Origin of the sequence: Leifsonia aquatica H1aii, assembly GCF_000633535.1 — a bacterium.
Classification (GTDB): domain Bacteria; phylum Actinomycetota; class Actinomycetes; order Actinomycetales; family Microbacteriaceae; genus Leifsonia; species Leifsonia aquatica_A.
In genome coordinates this window covers 609,743-629,022 of record NZ_AYMR01000009.1, presented here as the reverse complement: position 1 = coordinate 629,022, position 19,280 = coordinate 609,743, and the positions used below count along the sequence as shown (strand labels likewise).

General features: G+C 66.1%; 21 protein-coding genes. 7 read left to right on the top strand and 14 right to left on the bottom strand.

Annotation, left to right across the window (positions count from 1 at the left end; genetic code table 11):
- From U870_RS0111670 to U870_RS0111660, 3 genes are read left to right on the top strand one after another with little or no spacing between them, the layout of a single operon-like run.
- Complete coding sequence (locus U870_RS0111670; RefSeq protein WP_025157567.1) at positions 1-1,254, top strand: mechanosensitive ion channel family protein; 1,254 nt, start codon at positions 1-3, stop codon at positions 1,252-1,254.
- A gap of 1 nt (position 1,255) precedes the next feature.
- Positions 1,256-1,663 carry a globin gene (locus U870_RS0111665; protein WP_025157566.1) on the top strand — a complete coding sequence of 136 codons (408 nt, stop codon included), beginning with the start codon at positions 1,256-1,258 and terminating at the stop codon, positions 1,661-1,663.
- A gap of 33 nt (positions 1,664-1,696) precedes the next feature.
- The gene (locus tag U870_RS0111660; protein ID WP_025157565.1) at positions 1,697-3,364 is read left to right on the top strand and encodes an FAD-binding dehydrogenase; all 1,668 of its coding nucleotides are present in this window, start codon (positions 1,697-1,699) and stop codon (positions 3,362-3,364) included.
- A gap of 40 nt (positions 3,365-3,404) precedes the next feature.
- Here U870_RS0111660 and U870_RS0111655 read toward each other — a convergent pair whose 3' ends face one another.
- Positions 3,405-4,091 (bottom strand): hypothetical protein, encoded by a 687-nt coding sequence (locus tag U870_RS0111655; protein ID WP_025157564.1) that lies wholly within the window; start codon positions 4,089-4,091, stop codon positions 3,405-3,407.
- A 39-nt stretch (positions 4,092-4,130) separates the two neighbouring features.
- Between U870_RS0111655 and U870_RS0111650 the strand changes: the two genes are divergently transcribed.
- On the top strand, positions 4,131-5,009 hold the full coding sequence (locus U870_RS0111650) for an acyl-CoA thioesterase (protein ID WP_025157563.1): 879 nt from the start codon (positions 4,131-4,133) through the stop codon (positions 5,007-5,009).
- Positions 5,010-5,113: 104 nt separating this feature from the next.
- Here the strand turns inward: U870_RS0111650 and U870_RS0111645 are convergent, their stop codons facing one another.
- Positions 5,114-5,812, bottom strand: coding sequence for an anti-sigma factor family protein (locus U870_RS0111645; protein ID WP_025157562.1), 699 nt, complete (start codon positions 5,810-5,812; stop codon positions 5,114-5,116).
- Positions 5,809-6,321, bottom strand: a complete 513-nt coding sequence (locus U870_RS0111640; RefSeq protein WP_025157561.1) for a sigma-70 family RNA polymerase sigma factor — start codon at positions 6,319-6,321, stop codon at positions 5,809-5,811. The genes U870_RS0111645 and U870_RS0111640 overlap by 4 nt, the downstream gene beginning before the upstream one ends.
- 140 nt (positions 6,322-6,461) lie before the next feature.
- Here U870_RS0111640 and U870_RS0111635 point away from each other — a divergent pair, with 140 nt between their 5' ends.
- Together U870_RS0111635 and U870_RS0111630 are read left to right on the top strand one after the other, a co-directional pair.
- A complete protein-coding gene (locus U870_RS0111635; RefSeq protein WP_025157560.1) occupies positions 6,462-6,929 on the top strand; it encodes a ubiquinol-cytochrome c reductase iron-sulfur subunit in 468 nt (155 codons plus the stop codon).
- Positions 6,930-6,935: 6 nt separating this feature from the next.
- Positions 6,936-7,448, top strand: coding sequence for a DUF2231 domain-containing protein (locus U870_RS0111630; protein ID WP_025157559.1), 513 nt, complete (start codon positions 6,936-6,938; stop codon positions 7,446-7,448).
- Between the two features lie 30 nt (positions 7,449-7,478).
- On the opposite strand, the gene U870_RS0111625 is transcribed toward U870_RS0111630, so the two are convergent.
- The 7 genes from U870_RS0111625 to U870_RS23695 all read right to left on the bottom strand — a co-directional run bounded on the left by U870_RS0111625 (position 7,479) and on the right by U870_RS23695 (position 13,446).
- A complete protein-coding gene (locus tag U870_RS0111625) occupies positions 7,479-7,955 on the bottom strand; it encodes an acyl-CoA thioesterase (protein WP_025157558.1) in 477 nt (158 codons plus the stop codon).
- 48 nt (positions 7,956-8,003) lie between these two features.
- On the bottom strand, positions 8,004-9,686 hold the full coding sequence (gene ettA, locus U870_RS0111620; protein WP_025157557.1) for an energy-dependent translational throttle protein EttA: 1,683 nt from the start codon (positions 9,684-9,686) through the stop codon (positions 8,004-8,006).
- 192 nt (positions 9,687-9,878) lie between these two features.
- Positions 9,879-10,406 (bottom strand): DUF6993 domain-containing protein, encoded by a 528-nt coding sequence (locus tag U870_RS0111615; protein ID WP_052357668.1) that lies wholly within the window; start codon positions 10,404-10,406, stop codon positions 9,879-9,881.
- A 9-nt stretch (positions 10,407-10,415) separates the two neighbouring features.
- Complete coding sequence (locus tag U870_RS0111610; RefSeq protein WP_025157555.1) at positions 10,416-10,715, bottom strand: hypothetical protein; 300 nt, start codon at positions 10,713-10,715, stop codon at positions 10,416-10,418.
- A gap of 628 nt (positions 10,716-11,343) precedes the next feature.
- Entirely contained in the window at positions 11,344-11,895 is a 552-nt protein-coding gene (locus tag U870_RS0111600) for a recombinase family protein (RefSeq protein ID WP_025157554.1), read from the bottom strand.
- 195 nt (positions 11,896-12,090) lie between these two features.
- Complete coding sequence (locus tag U870_RS0111595) at positions 12,091-12,447, bottom strand: hypothetical protein (protein ID WP_025157553.1); 357 nt, start codon at positions 12,445-12,447, stop codon at positions 12,091-12,093.
- Between the two features lie 363 nt (positions 12,448-12,810).
- A complete protein-coding gene (locus U870_RS23695; RefSeq protein ID WP_162819143.1) occupies positions 12,811-13,446 on the bottom strand; it encodes a DUF4145 domain-containing protein in 636 nt (211 codons plus the stop codon).
- Between the two features lie 525 nt (positions 13,447-13,971).
- On the opposite strand from U870_RS23695, the gene U870_RS24390 reads away from it, so the two are divergent.
- Positions 13,972-14,526: a hypothetical protein gene (locus U870_RS24390; protein ID WP_162819142.1), complete on the top strand. Its 555-nt coding sequence runs from the start codon at positions 13,972-13,974 to the stop codon at positions 14,524-14,526.
- Here the strand turns inward: U870_RS24390 and U870_RS0111585 are convergent.
- From U870_RS0111585 to U870_RS0111570, 4 genes are all read right to left on the bottom strand, one after another.
- Positions 14,523-15,047 carry a hypothetical protein gene (locus U870_RS0111585; RefSeq protein WP_025157551.1) on the bottom strand — a complete coding sequence of 175 codons (525 nt, stop codon included), beginning with the start codon at positions 15,045-15,047 and terminating at the stop codon, positions 14,523-14,525. The two genes, U870_RS24390 and U870_RS0111585, sit on opposite strands and share 4 nt — an antisense overlap.
- Positions 15,044-15,535, bottom strand: a complete 492-nt coding sequence (locus U870_RS0111580; protein ID WP_025157550.1) for an ImmA/IrrE family metallo-endopeptidase — start codon at positions 15,533-15,535, stop codon at positions 15,044-15,046. The genes U870_RS0111585 and U870_RS0111580 overlap by 4 nt, the downstream gene beginning before the upstream one ends.
- Positions 15,536-15,622: 87 nt before the next feature.
- Positions 15,623-16,525, bottom strand: coding sequence for a DUF342 domain-containing protein (locus U870_RS24385; RefSeq protein WP_162819141.1), 903 nt, complete (start codon positions 16,523-16,525; stop codon positions 15,623-15,625).
- Positions 16,526-16,527: 2 nt separating this feature from the next.
- Positions 16,528-19,224, bottom strand: a complete 2,697-nt coding sequence (locus tag U870_RS0111570; protein ID WP_162819140.1) for a hypothetical protein — start codon at positions 19,222-19,224, stop codon at positions 16,528-16,530.
- Positions 19,225-19,280: the final 56 nt, after the last annotated feature.

Below are 19,280 nucleotides of genomic sequence, written 5' to 3'. Positions count from 1 at the left end.
ATGGGAACTCTGAAGACGACATTCTGGACCGACCTCGGCACCTGGGCGGCGCAGGCCGGATGGAACACCCTGAGCGCGGCGCTGATCGTCGTCGGCGCGATCGCCCTGAGCTGGTTGCTGCGGGTCCTGATCCGCCGGGTCGTGAAACAGATCGTCTCCGGTGTCAAGAAGGGTCAGAACGTCACGGACACGCAGGCTCTGGTGGCGTCCCCGCTGGCCGCGGTGCGCGTCGTGCAGCGGACCAGGACCCTCGGCTCCGTGCTCAGCAACATCGTCAACGTGACGATCGGGATCATCGCGATCATCCTGGTGCTCAACGTGTACGCGTCGGAGGTGCTCGGCTCCTTCGCCCTGCTGACCGCCGCGATCGGCGCCGGCCTCGGTTTCGGCGCCCAGAACATCGTCAAGGACGTGCTCAACGGGCTGTTCATGGTGATGGAGGATCAGCTGGGTGTCGGCGACATCGTGGACCTCGGCTCGGCGACGGGCGTCGTGGAGGCTGTCGGCATCCGCATCACCCAGGTGCGCGACGTGAACGGCACGCTCTGGTTCGTGCGCAACGGCGAGATCCTGCGCGTGGGCAACATGTCCCAGGGCTGGTCCCGCGTGGTGATCGATCTCGCGGTGCCGTACGACACCGACGTCGAGGCCGTGCAGGAGAAGATGCTGGCCACGGCGACGGCGCTCGCGACGAGCCCGAAGTGGCGCTCGCGCATCCTGGAGAAGCCCGAGATCTGGGGCATCGAGTCGATCTCCGCCGACGCCATCGTCATCCGGGTCGTGATCAAGACGCGGACGACCGCGAAGGACGACGTCTCGCGCGAGCTGCGCGCCCAGCTCAAGCACGCCCTCGACGAGATGGGCGTGAAGCTGCCGTCGCTGTCGGCCGTCGTGCTCAGCGGGTTCGACAGCGCGGGCAGCGTCAGCGGCGCCAAGCCCCCGCGCACCCGTCCGGTGCAGGCCGTACCGGAGGTGCCGCTCACCGGGCGCAAGGCGCGTGCCGCGGCCAAGAAGGCCGCCGCGAACCCGAATGCCATCCGGATCACGCCGGGAGCCTCCGCGGCCGTCGTGCCACCGCGCACGCCGAAGCCGCCTGCTGCCGAGAAGGCGGTGCCCGCCGAGAAGGCGACGCCCCCCGAGAAGGCGGCACCCGCTGCCGAGAAGGCGGCACCCGGCGCCGAGCGCCTCGCGGCAGACACGCCGCCGAAGCCGCGCAGCGCCCCGAAACCCCCGACCGAGCCTCCCGCGGAGTGACATGACCACCATCCCCGTCGGCCCGCCCTCCGGGCCGTCCTTCTACGAGCAGGTCGGTGGCCACGACACCTTCCGCCGCCTCGTGGACGCGTTCTACCGCGGCGTCGCCGCCGATCCCGTCCTGAAGCCGATGTACCCCGAAGAGGATCTCGGCCCCGCTGCGGAGCGCCTCACCCTGTTCCTCGAGCAGTACTGGGGTGGCCCGGGCACCTACAGCGCCGAGCGCGGTCACCCGCGCCTGCGCATGCGGCACATGCCGTTCCGCGTCAACCCCGACGCCCGGGACCGCTGGCTGGCCTGCATGCGCACCGCCGTCGACGAGCTCGATCTGCCGCCGCTGCAGGAGGAGACGCTCTGGAGCTATCTGGAGCGGGCCGCGTTCGCTATGGTCAACACATTCGAGGAGTAGCCCTCCCGCCCGACGTGCCGAAGGAGACACGCCATGCCGTCTGAACCCGACACGCACGCCCAGCCCGACGCGATCGTCGTCGGTGCCGGCCTCGCCGGTCTCGTCGCCGCCTCGGAGCTGCTCGACGCCGGCCGGCGCGTGACGATCGTCGAGCAGGAACCCGCCGCCTCCCTCGGCGGCCAGGCGTGGTGGTCGTTCGGCGGGCTCTTCCTGATCGACTCGCCGGAGCAGCGCCGGATGGGCGTGCACGACTCCCTCGCCCTCGCCAGGCAGGACTGGTTCGGCTCCGCCGGGTTCGATCGCGACGAGGACCACTGGCCACGGCGCTGGGCGGAGGCCTACCTCCAGTTCGCTGCCGGCGAGAAGCGTGCCTGGCTGCACGAGAAGGGCGTGCGCTTCTTCCCCATCGTCGGGTGGGCGGAGCGCGGCGACGGCACATCGGGAGGCCACGGGAACTCCGTCCCGCGGTTCCACATCACGTGGGGCACCGGGCCCGCGGTCGTCGAGCCGTTCATCACGCGGGTGCAGGCCGGGATCGCCACCGGACGCGCGCGCCTCCTCCACCGTCACCGCGTCGACGAGCTGATCGTCGAGGACGGCCGTGTCACCGGGGTGCGCGGCGCCGTCCTCGCCCCCGACACCGCCGCCCGGGGCGCAGCGAGCACACGCGAGGTCACCGGCGACTTCGAGCTGCACGCTCCCTCGGTCATCGTCGCCAGCGGCGGCATCGGCGGCAACCACGAGCTGGTGCGCGCCGCGTGGCCCGAGCGTCTGGGCACCCCGCCGGAGTCGATGCTGTCGGGTGTTCCCGCCCACGTCGACGGCCGGATGCTCGGCATCACGGAAGCGGCGGGCGCCCGGCTGATCAACGGCGACCGGATGTGGCACTACACCGAGGGCATCCAGAACTGGGACCCGGTCTGGGCGCAGCACGGCATCCGCATCCTCCCCGGCCCGTCCTCGCTCTGGCTCGACGCGCGCGGAGAGCGGCTCCCCGCTCCCCTCTTCCCCGGCTTCGACACGCTCGGCACCCTGGAGCACCTGCGTCGCACCGGCTCCGACTACAGCTGGTTCATCCTGACCCAGAAGATCATCGAGAAGGAGTTCGCACTCTCGGGCAGCGAGCAGAACCCCGACCTCACGGGCAAGGACGTGCGCCTGCTGGCGAAGCGGGTGGGCCCCGGAGCGCCCGGCCCGGTCGAGGCGTTCAAGGAGAAGGGCGCCGACTTCATCGTCGCCGACACCCTGGACGAACTGCTGGCCGGCATGCAGCGCCTGAGCGACGTACCGCTCGACGTCGACCTGGTCACCCGGCACGTGCACGAGCGCGATCGGGAGCTGGACAACGATTTCGGCAAGGATCTCCAGCTCGCGGCCATCCGCGGAGCCCGGGCGTACCGCGGCGACAAGCTGATCCGCGTCGCGAGCCCGCACAAGCTGCTCGACCCGAAGGCGGGACCGCTGATCGCGGTGAAGCTGCACATCCTCACCCGCAAGAGCCTGGGCGGCATCGAGACCGACCTCGACGCCCGCGTGCTGGACGTCGCCGGCGAGCCGATCTCCGGACTGTACGCGGCCGGGGAGGCGAGCGGCTTCGGCGGCGGCGGCGTGCACGGATACCGCGCCCTGGAAGGGACGTTCCTCGGCGGGTGCCTGTTCTCCGGTCGCACCGCGGGGCGGGCGGCGGCCCGCGCCGTCTGAGCCGGCCGGCGAACCACGCGGCCACGCCGACGAGGCGGGGCTACATCCGCAGCGACCACGCCTGGCGGCGGATCAGGGTGTGGCCGCGCTGGGTCGTCAGCCGGGTCCAGGTGCCGGTCTCGAGCACGGACACCGGCTCGGCCGGGTCGAGGAAGCCGAGGCTCTCGGCGGCGAAGGCGGCACCGGCCGGGATATACTCGATCCCGTCGATCGGGCGGCCCCAGACCTCGGCACGCACCCGCTGCACGAGCTGCTCGCCCGTCCCCGTCGGAACGGCCTCCGCCACCTCGGCGATACCGGCCTGGGCGGTCGACTCCAGCAGATCGTAGGTCGTCTCGCCGACCGGTCGCCAGCCTCCCCGCGGCGGCGAGATGCCCGCCCAGGTGACGGTGGAGACTTCCAGCGGGAGGCGCACCTCCACCGGGCCGGCCGGTGCGTCCTCGGCCTCCGCGGCCTCCCTCACCCGGGCCAGCCGGTCGAGCAGCGAACGGATCGGGACGACCGCGTCGAACGTCACGTCGCCGCGCGTCGCGAACGTGCGCAGGCCCAGCACCGTCGGGGTCTGGTCGAGCAGACCGCGCGGATAGAGGATGGCGGTGTACACCGCCAGCACGCCGGAGCCGGCGATCAGGCGCACGGAGCCCTCCTCGACTCGGGCCGCCCTCGACAGATAGGTCTGGAGGTCGGCGACGGCGAGGCTGTCCACGAGGGAGAATGACTGGTTCATCGGACCTCTAAACTACTAGAGACATCGGATGGAGACACTGTGAGCGAGCCCCTGGCATCTCTTCTGACGGCGCTCGATCTCACCGACACCGGCGCCCGCACGAGCGAGGACATCTTCACCGGCCCATCACAGTGGATGCCGCTGGGCCGGGTGTTCGGCGGGCAGGTGCTCGCGCAGTCGATCGTGGCGGCGACGCGGACCGTCACGGATGACCGCGGCATCCACTCGATGCACGGCTACTTCCTGCGGCCGGGCGATGTGAACCTGCCGATCACGTTCTCGGTGGACCGCATCCACGACGGCCGCTCCTTCTCGACCCGACGCACCCAGGCGTACCAGAACGGCCTGCCCATCCTGTCGATGATCGCGTCGTTCCAGGACGAGGATGAGGGGCTGGAGCACCAGGTCGCCATGCCGGAAGGCCTTCCCGAGCCCGAGTCGCTGCCCTCCTCGGCGGACTCGCTGGAGGAGGTCCGGCATCCCGTCGCCCAGTACTGGGCGAGCCAGCGCCCCTTCGACATGCGCCACACCACCTCCCCCGTCTATCTGAGCGTCGAGGGCGAGCACGTCGCGCACCAGGCGGTCTGGTTCCGGACGATCGGCGAGCTCCCGGACGACCCGGCCCTGCACCGTGCGGCGCTCGCCTACGCCAGCGACTACACGATCATGGAGTCGATCATGCGCCGCCACGGCGTCGCCTGGGCGACCGACGGCCTCAAGGCAGCGAGCCTCGACCACGCGATGTGGTGGCACCGGCCGGCGCGCGTCGACCAGTGGCTGCTGTACGTGCAGGAGTCGCCCAGCGCCAGCGGAGGACGCGGGCTCGCACAGGGGCGCATCTTCACCCGCGACGGGCAGCTCGTCGCCTCGGTCGCCCAGGAGGCGATGGTGCGGGTGCCGGCGGACCACCGCGACTGAGCCGCGGCGGCGTCAGCCGACGCTGCTGCGCGGCGTCACCCGAAGCTGCTGCGCGGCGTCACCCGAAGCTGCTGCGCGGCGTCACCCGAAGCTGCTGCGCGGCGTCACCCGAAGCTGCTGCGCAGGAGCACCGTCCCGTCGCCCGCCGCGCGGATGTCGATGGAGGCGATGTCGGCGACCGCGACGCTGGTCGTAGCGGTCGGTACCACGGTCGTGCCCTCCTCCGCCGTCCAGGTCGACACCTGGGTCTGCCGCCCCTGACGATCGGTGACCACCATCGCGTAGGTCCACGTGTGCACGCCGTGGTCGTCGCCCACCTGCGCGTAACTGCACCGGGATTCGATCCGGGTGCCCCACGGCTCCGCCGTCAGCCGGAGGTCGGCGGTGAGGGCGCTCGGCTCCACCTGCTCCATGGTGATCGCCTTCGCCTCCGGCTGCGACGAGGAGAGCACCGGAGGCAGCACGAACGCGAGCACGCCGACCAGCAGCACCGCCGCCGCCGCCGCGAGACCGGCGGTGAGCCACCGCGCACGGAGGCGCTGCCGTCGGGCACGCGCCACCAGCAGCGGGAGGACGTCGGCGCCGACGCCACCGGTCTCGGGGACGTCGGCCGCCAGCGCGGCCATGCCCTCCTCGCGCGGCAGCAGACCGAGCAGGCCGGGCATACCCGCCAGCTCCGACACCGCGGCCGCGCACCGGTCGCACTCCCGCAGGTGCTCCTCGTAGGCGCGCCGGTCCGCCGGCGACAGCGCGCCGAGCACGTAGGAGGCGTCCCACGTCGCGAACTCGTCGTGCGTCGTCATCGCTCCGTCACTCCTCTCTCCTGCAGGGCGAGCCGCAGGGCCCGCAGACCATAGTGGAGGCGGGACTTCACCGTGCCCTCGGGCACATCGAGCTCCCGGGAGATCTCGGCGATCGACCGGCCGCCGTAATAGGCATGGACGATCACCGCCCGATGCTCGGTCGACAGCTCGGCCAGCGCGTCCGACACCAGCCATGCGTCGAGCACCGCGTCGGACTCACTGGCGGTGCTGCTCACCTCCGGCAGCGTGTCCGTCCCGAACTCATGCTTCTCGTGCGCGCTGCGCTTCGTGTCGATCACCAGGTTGCGCGCCACGGTGAACAGCCAGGCGCGGGCCGAATGCTGCGACTGGTCGAGCACGGCCGGCCGGCGCCAGGCACGCAGCAGCGTCTCCTGCACCACGTCGTCCGCGAGCGCTCGGTCGCCGGTGAGGTGCACCACGTAGCGCCACACGGCCTGCGAGTGCTGCTCGTGCAGCTCACGCAGCAGACGCGCGTCATCGTCCGGCATGCCTCACCTCCACTCCTGCTCACCGATGACACGACGCGCGCGTGCGGAAAGTTCACGGATCCGCAAATCGGATGAACCATCCTGCACGCGCATCCGTGCCTATGGTGAAGAAGACGCTACGCCGACCGAGAGGACCACGCATGAACGACGCCACACCCCTCACCCGTCGCACCCTCCTCCAGATCGGCGGTGTGACGGCCGCCGGCGCCGGCACACTGCTGCTCGCGGCCTGCACCCCAGGCGGTGCGGGCGGATCGGGTTCCGGTTCCGGTTCCGGAGGGTCGGGCTCGGGAGGGTCGGGCTCCGGGAGCGGCGGGACGACCACCGTCGCCCTCTCGTCGATCCCCGTCGGCAGCGCCGTCTCCGCGTCGATCGGGTCGGCGCCCATCGTCGTGTCGCAGCCGTCCGCCGGCAAGGTCGTCGCATTCAGCGCGGTCTGCACCCACCAGGGCTGCACAGTCGCCCCGCAGGGCAAGGAGTTCGACTGCCCCTGCCACGGCTCGACGTTCGACGCCGCGACCGGGGCGGTGATCAACGGGCCGGCCCGGGACCCGCTGCCCCAGCTGAAGGCGACCGTGAGCGGCGACACGGTCACGGTGACGAGCTAGCCGCTCATGGAGGTCAACGGGCTCCCGCTGCACGTCCTCCTGGTGCACTTCGTCGTGGTGCTGGTGCCGCTCACCGCGCTGTGCGCCCTGGCGGTGCCGCTCTGGCCGGCCGCTCGCCGCCGTCTCGGGATCGTCACCCCGCTGCTCGCGCTGGCGAACGTGGTGCTGGTGCCGATCGTGACGGACGCCGGCGAATGGCTCGAGGCGCGGGTGCCGTCGACGCCGCTGATCCGGGAACACGCGGCGCTGGGCCAGGGGCTCTACCCGTGGGTGATCGCGCTGTTCGTCTTCAGCGCGCTGCAATGGGCCTGGTTCTTCTTCGTCGACCGGCCCGGCCGGGAGCGTCGTCCGTCGAGGGCTGTCCGGACGACGGTGATCGTGGTCCTGGCCGTGATCGCCGCGGTGCTGGCCGCGGGCACCATCGTCGACGTGGTGCTCATCGGTGAGGCCGGGTCGCGCGCGATCTGGCAGAACTCGTTCTCGCCGACGCCGCTGCCGACGACGACTCCGACGCCCTAGTCCGGCAGCGGGCGCGAGCGGAGCCGGTCGTCAGCCGCGCTTGGTGAACTGCACCGGCTCGTCGAGGTAGGGCGTCCACGCCGCCCGCTCGGTGTCGTTGATCCTGCGCGGGCGCTGGGTCGTCGCGTCCACCAGGACGATGGTCGTCGCGGCGCGGGTGAAGAGGGTGCGCGTCTCAGCGCCCTCGGGCGACCACACCTCGTAGCAGACCTCGAGGCTCGCCCCGCCGAGGCGGCCGATCCAGAGCTGGACGTCCAGCGGGGGCCGCAGGTACGGGATGGGCGCCAGATACTCGATCTCCTGGCGCGCGATCAGGGTGAGCGTGTCGGCGCCGGGGCGCCCGTCGAGGACGGCGGTCGAACCCCCGACCGCCGCCTCGGCGTCGTCGGTGACCCAGAACGCCTCGATGCGCGCCTCCTCGAGCAGGCGCAGCATCTCGGCGTTGTTGACGTGCCCGTACGCGTCCAGGTCGCTCCAGCGGAGCTTGATCGGCACGTGCAGTCTCATGGGTCTCCTGTCGTCGTCGTCGCGCGGCCCGTCGCCCGCGGCCGAGCGTTAGTCGCGGGTCAGCTTGCGGTACGCGGAGCGGTTCGGCTTCGCGGCGTCCGGGCCGAGTCGTTCCACCTTGTTCTCCTCGTACGCCTCGAAGTTGCCCTCGAACCAGTACCAGTTGGCCGGGTTCTCGTCGGTTCCCTCGTAGGCGAGGATGTGGGTCGCGATGCGGTCGAGGAACCACCGGTCGTGGGTGATGACCACGGCGCAGCCCGGGAACTCGAGCAGCGCGTTCTCCAGGCTCGACAGGGTCTCGACGTCGAGGTCGTTGGTCGGCTCGTCGAGGAGCAGCAGGTTGCCGCCCTGCTTGAGCGTGAGGGCCAGGTTGAGGCGGTTGCGCTCACCACCGGAGAGCACGCCCGACTTCTTCTGCTGGTCCGGTCCCTTGAACCCGAAGGTGGAGACGTAGGCGCGCGAGGGGACCTCCGTCTTGCCGACCTGGATGTAGTCGAGGCCGTCGGACACGACCTCCCAGACGTTCTTGTTCGGGTCGATGCCGCCACGCGTCTGGTCGACGTACGAGATCTTGACGGTCTCGCCGACCTTCAGGTCTCCGCCGTCGAGTGGCTCGAGGCCGACGATCGTCTTGAACAGCGTGGTCTTTCCCACACCGTTCGGGCCGATCACGCCGACGATGCCGTTGCGCGGCAGGGTGAAGGTCAGGCCGTCGATGAGGACGCGGTCGCCGAAGCCCTTCTGCAGGTTCTTCGCGTCGATGACGATCTGGCCGAGGCGCGGGCCCGGCGGGATCTGGATCTCTTCGAAGTCGAGCTTGCGGGTGCGCTCCGCCTCCGCCGCCATCTCCTCGTAGCGCGCCAGACGTGCCTTGGACTTGGCCTGCCGGCCCTTCGAGTTGCTGCGGACCCAGTCGAGCTCCTCGGTGAGGCGCTTGGCCAGCTTCGCGTCCTTCTTGCCCTGGACGGCGAGGCGCTCGCGCTTCTTCTCCAGGTAGGTCGAGTAGTTGCCTTCGTACGGGTACAGGTGTCCGCGGTCGACCTCGGCGATCCACTCGGCCACGTGGTCGAGGAAGTACCGGTCGTGGGTCACGGCGAGCACGGCGCCGTGGTACTTCGCCAGGTGCTGCTCGAGCCAGAGCACGCTCTCGGCGTCGAGGTGGTTGGTGGGCTCGTCGAGGAGCAGCAGGTCGGGCTTCTGGAGCAGCAGCTTGCAGAGCGCGACGCGGCGCTTCTCGCCACCGGAGAGCGTGTTGACCGGCCAGTCCCCCGGCGGGCAGCGGAGGGCATCCATCGCCTGCTCCAGCTGCGAGTCGAGGTCCCACGCGTCGGCGGCGTCGATCTGCTCCTGCAGGGTGCCCATCTCGGCCAGCAGCGTGTCGAAGTCCGCGTCCGGGTCGGCCAGCAGGCCGGAGATCTCGTTGAAGCGGTCGACCTTTCCCTTGATCTCGCCGACGCCCTCCTGCACGTTCTCCAGGACCGTCTTGCTCTCGTCGAGCAGCGGCTCCTGCATCAGGATGCCGACGCTGTAGCCGGGGCTCAGCTTGGCGTCGCCGTTGGACGGCGTGTCGAGCCCCGCCATGATCTTGAGGATCGTGGACTTACCGGCGCCGTTCGGGCCGACCACACCGATCTTGGCGCCCGGCAGGAACGCCATGGTGACGTCGTCCAGGATGACCTTGTCGCCGACCGCCTTGCGGGCGCGCACCATCGAGTAAATGTATTCGGCCACGTTCTTCTCTAACTCCCTGTCGTCCGCTGGGCGCACGCCGGAATGATCTCGATCGGCGCCCTGTACGAGGATACCGGCTACCGCACCCCGGAGGCCGCGCTCGGCCCGGATCGTGCACCCTCTTCGGCCGGATCGCGCCTGCGATCCCGCGTGACTCGGACGATCGCGCGTGAATCCCGTCGATCGAGTCTGCTACCAGTCGATCGCCCGCGTCTGCCCGACGAGGCAGGCGCCGGTGGAGAGCACCGGCGTCACCTCGCTGTTGTAGCCGCCCGCGTCCGCGCCGTTCTGTCCGATGAGGCAGGTCTCCCCCAGCTTGACCGAGAACTGGATGCTGTTGGCCTTCAATCCGATGGTGGTGGTGTCGGCTGTCACCTGCATGTCGGCCTTCGCGAAGCCTGCGGCGACGAGCGCGTCGATGAAGTCGCGACCCTTGGCATCGGGGTTCGCGGCGAGGGTCGCCCGGTTCACATGGTCGAAGAAGGGGAGGTTCTGTTCGGCCGATCCACCCGCGATCAGGTGCGGGGCGGGCTCGCCGCTGGCCACCGACGTCGGGGTGGGCGTCGCCGAGGGGGTGGCGGACGGCTTCGCGCCCGGCGTGCAGCCGGCCAGCGCGAGCGCCAGGACCGCCGCGACGATCACCGGCGCCCCGGCGGCCGCCGCCCGGAGGCTCCGCAGGCGCTGGGTGGGCCGGCTGCGGAGAACGGGGCGTCGCGTCATGGGTCCACGTTATCGATCCTTCGCTGGGGATGCGTCGGGAGGCGCGCCCCGGATGGACCGGATGGACTCGCCCACGCCGGGATCGGCGGCCGGGCCGAGGTCGTGCCCGATCGCTCCGGCCTCGATTTCGGCGGCGGCGCCGGGGGCCTCGCCTCCCCACTCCCGGATCGCCAGCCGACCGGCCACCAGCACCGCATCTCCCATCGTCAGGGATCCGGCTGCGCTCACGGCCAAGCGGTCGACGGCACGGACGATGTACCAGCTCCGGTCGCGCGTCGCCGTCGCGGCCAGCAGCCGGAAGCTCGTCACCGCGAGCCCCGCAATAGTTCCTAGACAACCTTTTCGAATCGACCCTCTAGATTCCATAACGTCACAGATGTGCGGGAATCAAATCAGGCCAAAGGACGCCGGCTCAGCTCCGAACTCTCCAACGCTATCCAAGACGTACGCCGACTCACCGAAGAACTCGCCGCAGCCAAAGAACGCGAGCGCACAGCGCTCTCGGCGGTCCGGGAACACAACCGCGAGATCCGACGCCGTGAACCCAAAGTGCGCCCGCACAACCCCGCCAACTGGTGCGAACAATGCGACGGATGGGCACCCCACTCCCCCACAGGGAAACGCCAAGCCCACCAAAACCCAAAAAACGGCCAATGGTGCACCAACGGCAACACACCCACCGACGCTATGAGAACCAAAGCCCGCAAAAGCAAAAAGCGCCGCTCCGTCAGAGCCACCAGCGCCGGAGTACCCACACTCGGCAAACGGTCGTAGCCACAAACGGTCGCGACGGTCATTTCCCTACTAAGGGAAGACCGTTCACCACGACCGTTCCCGACTGAAATACAAACTGAGTTTCAAAAACACCTCGCACATCTTTCGGGGTATAGCGGGGGCGCCTCTCGTCGCAAAAGGGGGCCCACCCCCGGGTGCTAGGTCAGTCGTTGAGGTACCGGTACACGGTTGCTCTCGAGACACCCACGGCACGTGCGATCTCTGCTGCCGCTAGTCCCTGCTGCTTCAGCTTGCGCACCTTTGCTGCTGCCTTGTCGTTGACCTTGCGTGGTCGACCACCGTGCCTGTTGTTGAGTGCAGCAGCAGCGAGACCGGCGCGCGTGCGCTCAATCATCGTGTCGCGCTCCAGCTGGGCGAATGCGGCCATGATGGTGAGCATGGCCACACCCATAGGTCCGGTCGTGTCTAGGCCCTCAGTGAGGCTCCTGAAGCCCACCTGACGTGCTCTCAGCTCGTCGATGACCTCGAGTACGTGGCGGGTGTTCCTGCCCAGCCTGTCGAGCTTCCACACCGTGAACACATCATCAGGCCGCAGGTGGTCGATAGCAGCCGCAAGCTGTGGCCGATCAGTGGACGCGCCAGACAAGCCGTGGTCGGTGAAGATCCGTTCGGCGCCGGCATCCTGCAACGCGTTCACCTGAAGGTCTAGCTTCTGCTCTGCCGTGGAAACGCGGGCGTACCCGATGATCGCCATGACCGTCTCCTGTCTCATAAAGCCGTTGCGGTGAGCCTAGGTCAAATGAGACGGGATTACAAGACAGAGATCCCCGAAATCACGCGGAACCGCTGACGTCGCTGGTCGTCTCAAATAGCCATCGTTTATGAGACGACATGGGGGTCTACGCGCGCGGGGTTTTTGGGGATGAACAGGGCCGCGCGGACGGGACGATCACGACTCGGCTGATGGTCGTTCGATTCGCGCTTTCAGATATGCCACTTCAGCTTCGGTGAGGCCAGCAAGGCTCTGCACGTTCTGGCGGGTGGCTTCGATGTTGAGGGCGAGGCTCGCGCGATACTCACTCATGGATTTGCCTACTTCGGCGTTGTGGGCTTTGCGTTCGTCTAGTTCTTGGCGGACTTCGTTGTATTGGGTGAGAATGTCGGCTGGTGCATCACTGAGCAGGGGGATGTAGGAGTCCAACTCGTTCTCAAGCTTGGCGATTTCGTCGGCTTCGTGTGTGATCCGAGCGGCCATCGCTTGAATGCTCGCCTCGCTCGCCGCAAGGTCTTTGTTGAACTTGCGCATTGCGCGTCGTGTCTTCCCGAATGGGTTGGCTCGTTGCGCGAGGGGCGGGAGGTCGGCATAGGCGCGTCGTGCCAATGCGACGACAGGACTCATCACAACTAGGAGCATGCAGAAAAGGATCCCGTACATAGCGACGGGCACCGAACTTATTTGTTCGTTCCCGGTAGCCATTGCGATGATCGCACTGGCCTCTATTAGCGTTAGTAGCGCGGCCAAAACGGTCCAGGATGCGGCTTGGGCCCAACGCCCTAGTCGATCATCGAATCGCCACAATCGCGAGTTGGACCGGGCCTCAAGAACGAAGGCCAAGGCGAGCACTGGCGCAATGCCGGCGACGGGTATCCAAAAACGTTCGACCATGGCTTAGTCCGAGGCAGCTGCTAAGCGCTTCGCTCTTCTGGCTGCGAGGCGCGCCGGTCCCTGGAAGACTTCCGCGAGCACCTCTGACATGAGTTCGAGAACCTCCTCGGCCTCTTCGCTCGTTACGCCTTGGAGATTATCACCGTGCGCCATGTCGTTGCCGATAAGGCGGATTTCGTGAGCAGCCTCCGCGATATCGGGGCGAATGAGAGACAGTTCTTTCAGATTGTCGATCTTGGCTACCAGACTTCCCGAGGTGACCCCCTTCTCCTTCGCCGTCGCCTCGATCACGGTCCGCGCCATCAGAATTGCTGCACGATTCGCTCCAACACTCTGGCAGGAGACGGCTTCACCTGCGGCCTGAGAGATGTGCTCAGGAACATCACTGAACTGTTCTTCTTTGACGCTACGCGGCAACCATCTGGCCGACTTCATGGCGCCTTTGTCGATGAGTTCGTCAAGCTTGATGGCTGCGAGGCCCGTGTACTCGACCACGCCCGTCACGATGTTGATAAAGCCGCATTGATCGCAAGTAGAGGCGAGTACCCCAATCCTGCGGTCATCTTTCTGAAAGCTGTCGCCCCAGCGGGGTGTCATGTGGCTGAATGCTCCGCAGAACGCGCACGTGGTCGATGCCATGCCAGTCATACTGGCATAGGTACGCAATCGAACATATGTTCTAATGAATGCGTGACGCGCCCTCGCCCTATCCGTTACGACCGGGACACCTGGTTGGTGATGCGCGACGACAAAGTGATCCCCAAAGCGGTCATACGCCGGTACACAGACAAGAGCGGCAAAGACCAGTACCTGCTGATCCGGTGGGATCTAGACCCGGCAGATCGCCGCCTGATGGCGGTGTGTGATTCGCTCGAGCGTGCCGACAGTCTTGTGTTATATGACGGTGGATCACCCAAGGGGTATTGGAGTGGGCCACCCAACCCGCACCCTGCCGGCTAGTCGCACTCCCACAGGTGATACCCCAGGTATCACCATCAGACGATGGGGCTCCCCGAGTAGCGGGATCGCGGCGCTAATCTGCCGACACTCCTCACCCACCCGGGGAGCGACGCCAGCCTACGCCGGGACGAAGTTGGGCTGCCGCGCGAATTAATAACTTCTCTGAGCTTTTAATGCAGTTGACCGGCTTTTAAGATGCCAGACATGAGCAACACTCAGGGGGAACGACCCACCAGCCTCAAGGCGCGCATCATCGGCGGCAGCATCGCCGCCGTGCTTCTCGCCGGACTGGGTGTTGGCGGATACGCAATCGTTGCCAACGCTCAAGCCGGTGCCGCAGCCCACCAACAGCTCATGTCCCAGGTGAAAACCGTTGGGGCAACCCTCACCACAGCCGCAGCCGATGATGCTGCGTTGAACGAATCCGCGGTGCAGGCCAGTCAGGTGAAGCACATTGCTGCTATCGTCGCCGAACAGGAAGCAGCACGTGTTGCTGCCGAACAGGCTGCCGCAGCAAAAGTCGCAGCCGCACTCGCCGCACAACAGGCCGCCCAAGAAGAAGCCAACCGCCAAGCCGCAGCCGATCAGCCGTCAACCTCAGATGACGCTGCCCCAACCGGTCCGATCAAATGCCCTGCCGGGAGTCAAGCCAACAGCGGCGACGGCCCCAACGACACGTCATGCCTGCCGGAAATCTGCTTCCACATCCAACTGCCTGATCCGAGCTACCCGCAGTGCGAGACGCCGTTCAAGCCTTAATCGGTACCAGACTTCCCGCCTGTGGTGTTCTGAGCACGGCGGGCGAGGCTGCTCGACGGACGTAGGTTCCCCTCGAATAGGTAGTTAGCAATGATGTACCCGAGTCCCAAAGTCTCCAGGAGTGACGTCGAAAGCCATGCGATCATGACGGCCGAATCGATTTCGCTCCCCTTGGCCACGAGATACCAGACGAACGCGAAAGCGCTGAAGGTAAGCACGCCAGAAATCGCGATGATGGCCCATAGAAAGAACCGCCGCCGCTGATCCTGCATCTGCTGAAGCTTGTCAAGCTGCTTCTCGTGAAGTTCAAGCTCAATCTTTCTCGATTGCTGCTCAGCATCGATCTGCTCACTGCGTCTAGCGTCAGAAGCAACACGGCTACCTGAGGAGACGCCAAGTCGAATAATGTCCCCAACTTGGTACTTGCGTTGAACGTCAATCGAATTGAGTCGACTGAACTGCGCTTGATCGAAATCGCCGCCTTCATCTGCGTCGCCCCCCGAGTCACCCTTTTCGGTCACCCGAGTCTGCCATCGTTCCGGAGGCGTTCGACACGCTTCCTTACCGCCGGACGGCTGACACCGAAAAAGTCGGCGAGCAAGCTGGTGCTCATTCCCTGCTCGTACAGCTCAACGAACTTCTCCGCCGGCATGAGAAGGTTCCCTGCGAATTCGTCGGCGTAGAACTCGTGGAGGTCATAGCCATGAGGACTCCGCGTGTCCTTGAAGGAGTAGTCGTCGTCTCGCGCGGCCGTGCGCTCCAAGTAGTGGCCAATCTCGTGGGCGCAGGTAAAGGTCTGGCGCTCGAAAGGCTCGTCCTCAGCCAGAAATATCTGAACCTTCTCGCCGTCAGCGACAATCGCCCCAGAAATATCGTCATCCAGCGCGTCTAGCCAGACGGTAATGTCGAAGCCCTCGGCAATCGCAACTGGGTCGACAGGAAACTTGCCATTCCAATGCTCAGCGAGAGCATTTTCGGCAGCGATTCGTGCCGCATCTTTTACGAGCAATTTGCCCTCCCTTTCGCGATAGTAGCGTCTTTTCAGCGAGTGCTTGGGATGTCGATTTAGCCTGTCATGACCCACCGTCATTTGAACTCACGCGCCCAGTTCCCGAAGCCGGCGATCGGTGTCGGCGTCCAAGACCAGCGGCACGATGGCACCGAAGAGGTCGTAGTTGATCGTCTTCGCCGTCACCCCGTCCTCCTCGAACACGACGAAACAGGCCATGTTGTGTGCGATGAGGTCTTCCGCCATCAAACCCACATCCCACGGCACCTTGTAAGCAGGGTCATAGTTCGCATTCTCCGGGTCGTCCCGGATCGCCTGCTGCCCCTTGTACTGGAACAGGTAGCCGCGCACCGCTCGAGCATCCACCGCCGTAAATGGCAGATCCGACAGGTTCACCTTCGCCTCACGCGTCGACGGAGCAAACCCATACACACCCGAGTTGTGCTGCCACACCGTCTGACGTGCGCCAGGCAACGAGCTGACATCAGTGTTATAGGCCCCCACACTGTTCAGGCTGCTCGAGAACGTGCCCGAACTCCCTGACACCCCACCGCTAGCGCTTACAGATGCTGCGCCAACAGAACCGCCCGTGCTGAACCCGCCAGCCGTCGCCGTACCCGAGACAGTCAAAGCGCCACCCGTTGACGTGATGTTCCCGGTACAAGACAGGGCACCGCTTGTCGTGCTGATGTTCCCGCCTGCCTGAATGAAACCACCAGCAGTGATGTTCGTACCGGCAGTCACCGTTGTCGATGCGCTAATTGAACCGGTGGTGTTGATCGCACCATTCGTGTTCAACGAACCGGTGCCCTGAATGGTTATCGAGCCACCATTGTTGACGAGAATGCCGCCAGCACCAACCTGCATCGCCTGACCAGACTGGGCCGCATTAGCCTCCCGCTGAGCACGCTCAAGGTCACGTTGCGCGCGGACTCCGTCATCCTCTCGAGGCGGCATCGACCATGACAGGTTTCCTGGACCGTTCGGCATCTTTAGACCTTCCTTGCGTTGAGACGCATCGCAACCGACTGCGTAAGCTGCGTCGGATCCGACGCGGTCACGTTCCATGTGTGATTGTGCGTAATGTTCGTGACGGCCGGAGCTGCGTCGCGACCCGCTTTGGCGTTCGCATACGCGGCAATCTGACTCGGGTTTGCACCCTTGTTGATCAGCTTCAACAAAGTGCGATTGTTCGACGCCTGCCCAAACCGGTTCGAGATGACCTCCTCAGAGGCTGCCAGCATGGCTCGCACGGAGTCCCGGTGTGGTGACCCCACTCCGGGTACGGTCATCCCGTTAGCGGCACCGATGGTGCCACCGTCACGGTGACCGTCACCCAAACCGAACCCAACATTCGGGTTCGTGGCATTCGTGTTGATCGTGTTCACCCGGATAGTGATCGAACGGTCGATTGCAGCCAAAGCAGCCTGCACGTCATTCGCTGCCTCCACGGCAGCGTCAGCACCGGAGGTGTGGAACGCCGTCGAGACGTTGCCCGGAATCAACCCGTACTGATCAGCAAGGTGTGCCGCCTGATCGGCTGTAGCGCCGGCAGCCTGAGCGGCGTTGATGAAGGCCTGCCGGGCAGTCCCCATGTTCGCGGTGAGCTGGTCGGAGGATGCGCCGGCCTGAGCCTGCGCAGACACCAACTGGATGGCCGAAGATGCAATCCCGTTGAGGGCCGACATGTTGCGTCGACCAGCCTCCGTCGTCTCATCCAGCCCTTTGCCGTACTGCTTCGCGGCAGCCGCAGCGTCAGCAACGGACTGGTTGTACGCAATGCTCGCCTGCGACGCATCCATGTTGACCTGACCGATCCCAGCAAGCTGCTTGGCAAACTTGTCGGTCGCCGCCGACGCCGCATCCGTGGCATTCTTCAACGCCGTAACCGCGTCCACGTTCTCCAACGTCGCCGCCGTCGAACCAGCCGTTGCATCCTTCGCCTCCTGGTTCCGGATCTTCGCCGACGCAAGCTCATCATTCTGCTGACCCAGAACGTTGCGCACATCGTTAGCGGCACCCTGCAATTTGTACTGCTCCTGCGACAGACCACCCGTGGCAGACCCGACGGCCCCAGTGGTGCCCTTCACCTGAGACAGCACCGCATTGACCTTCGACATGGCCGCAGCGTTCCCGATCGCAGCCTCTGTCAGGGTCTTCGTGGAAAGCCCCAGCTCGTGGCCCGACTTGAGAGCACCGCTGTCGTGGAGGTTCTTCACGGCCAGCAGGCGAACGTTCTCTCCGATCGCGTCGTTGTCCTGTTTCAACGCGTTCGCATAATCCACGGCACCCTGCGCCGCATCCTGAGTCGTAGTGACGCTCACTGCCAGCACAGCGGCCAGCGCCGAGACGCCAGCGGTGATCCAACCGATCGGACCCTCTGCTAGCTGCACGGCGACACCGAGGTTGCCGATCGCAGTAGCGACACCGGCAAGAATCGGAGCGATCATTCCCCAGAGTTTGAAGGCCGCGAATGCTGCGGCAGCACCCGTCACCACGCTCAAGAGCACCGGTAGCGGGATGGCGTTGATCGCGCCACCCAAAGCTGTCAGGCCTTGAACGACGAGCGTTCCCAGTGGGGCGAACGCCTCAACAATGTGGAGTGCGGCTGAGGCGAGTGAACCCAGCATGGTGGCAACCACCGGGAGTTGTGTGCGCGCGTAGTCGGTGAACTTCTGCAAGCCACCGTCGTGCGTCCACGACTGGAACCCTCGCGCCAGTTGAAGGATGTACGCCGACGCCTCAACGAACAACGGGTTAAGGATCCGCAACGCGTTGATGACCCCGGAAAGGACAGCGACTCCGGCATTACCGAGGATCCGCGAGAACGTGTCGATCTGCGAATTCAGAGACGGCATCGCCACCGTGATCGCGTAGACGGCTCGCTGGAAGGACCCGAGCATGGCGAGCGCGGCCGTGTTCCCCAATTGATCAAGCGAGCCCTTAAGCAAGTCGAGGCCCGACTTGTACTCGATTCCGGCAGCCGTGCCGTCCTTGACCGCTTTCACGATGCCGTAGATCGCCAGCGCCCCGGCGGCGCCCATACCGGCCAGCGCACCGGCCACGCCAACCGCATAGCCAGCCAATGGGGCAAGCAACGGAATCAAAGCTGCGATCGCCCCAGCGATCAACTGCCAACGCTGGATGCTGAGCTTCTTCGACGCCGCCGACTTCTCTTCCGCAGCCGTCTCATCACCAGTAGCCGACGCAGCCGCTGCGGTAGTCGCCGCCAACGCCGCCTTAGCAGCAGTAAGACGATCTGTCGCGTTCTTCTCTGTCTCCTCAGCACGCGATGCAGCCAAGTGAGCGGCAGCCACCTGCAACGCCGACACACCCTCACGACCCTGAATCGCGTCCAGGCGACTATACGAAAGCCGGGTAGCCTCATTTGCAATTGCAAGCTTCCGTGTTGCAGCCTCAACCGCCGCCAGCTTCGCCGCCACCGCAGCAGCATTCACATCAATGCTGATCTTCGGAGACGAAGCCCCCAACCGGTTCGCAGTCGCCTGCGTGGCCGCCAACTTCGAATCCGCAGCAGCAGTATCCGCACCAACCCGAACAGTCGGATCTACCGAACCCAGCTTGCGAGCCGCAGCATCCGCCGCCGCCAACTTGTCAAACCAGTCAGACGCATCAAGTTTCAGGGTCCCCTTGATGCTGCCGGCAGTCGTTGGGCCTTCCGCCGCCATCTAAACTCCCCTCTAAATGCAGAAGCCGCCCCGAAGAGCGGCTATGTAAATGCTTC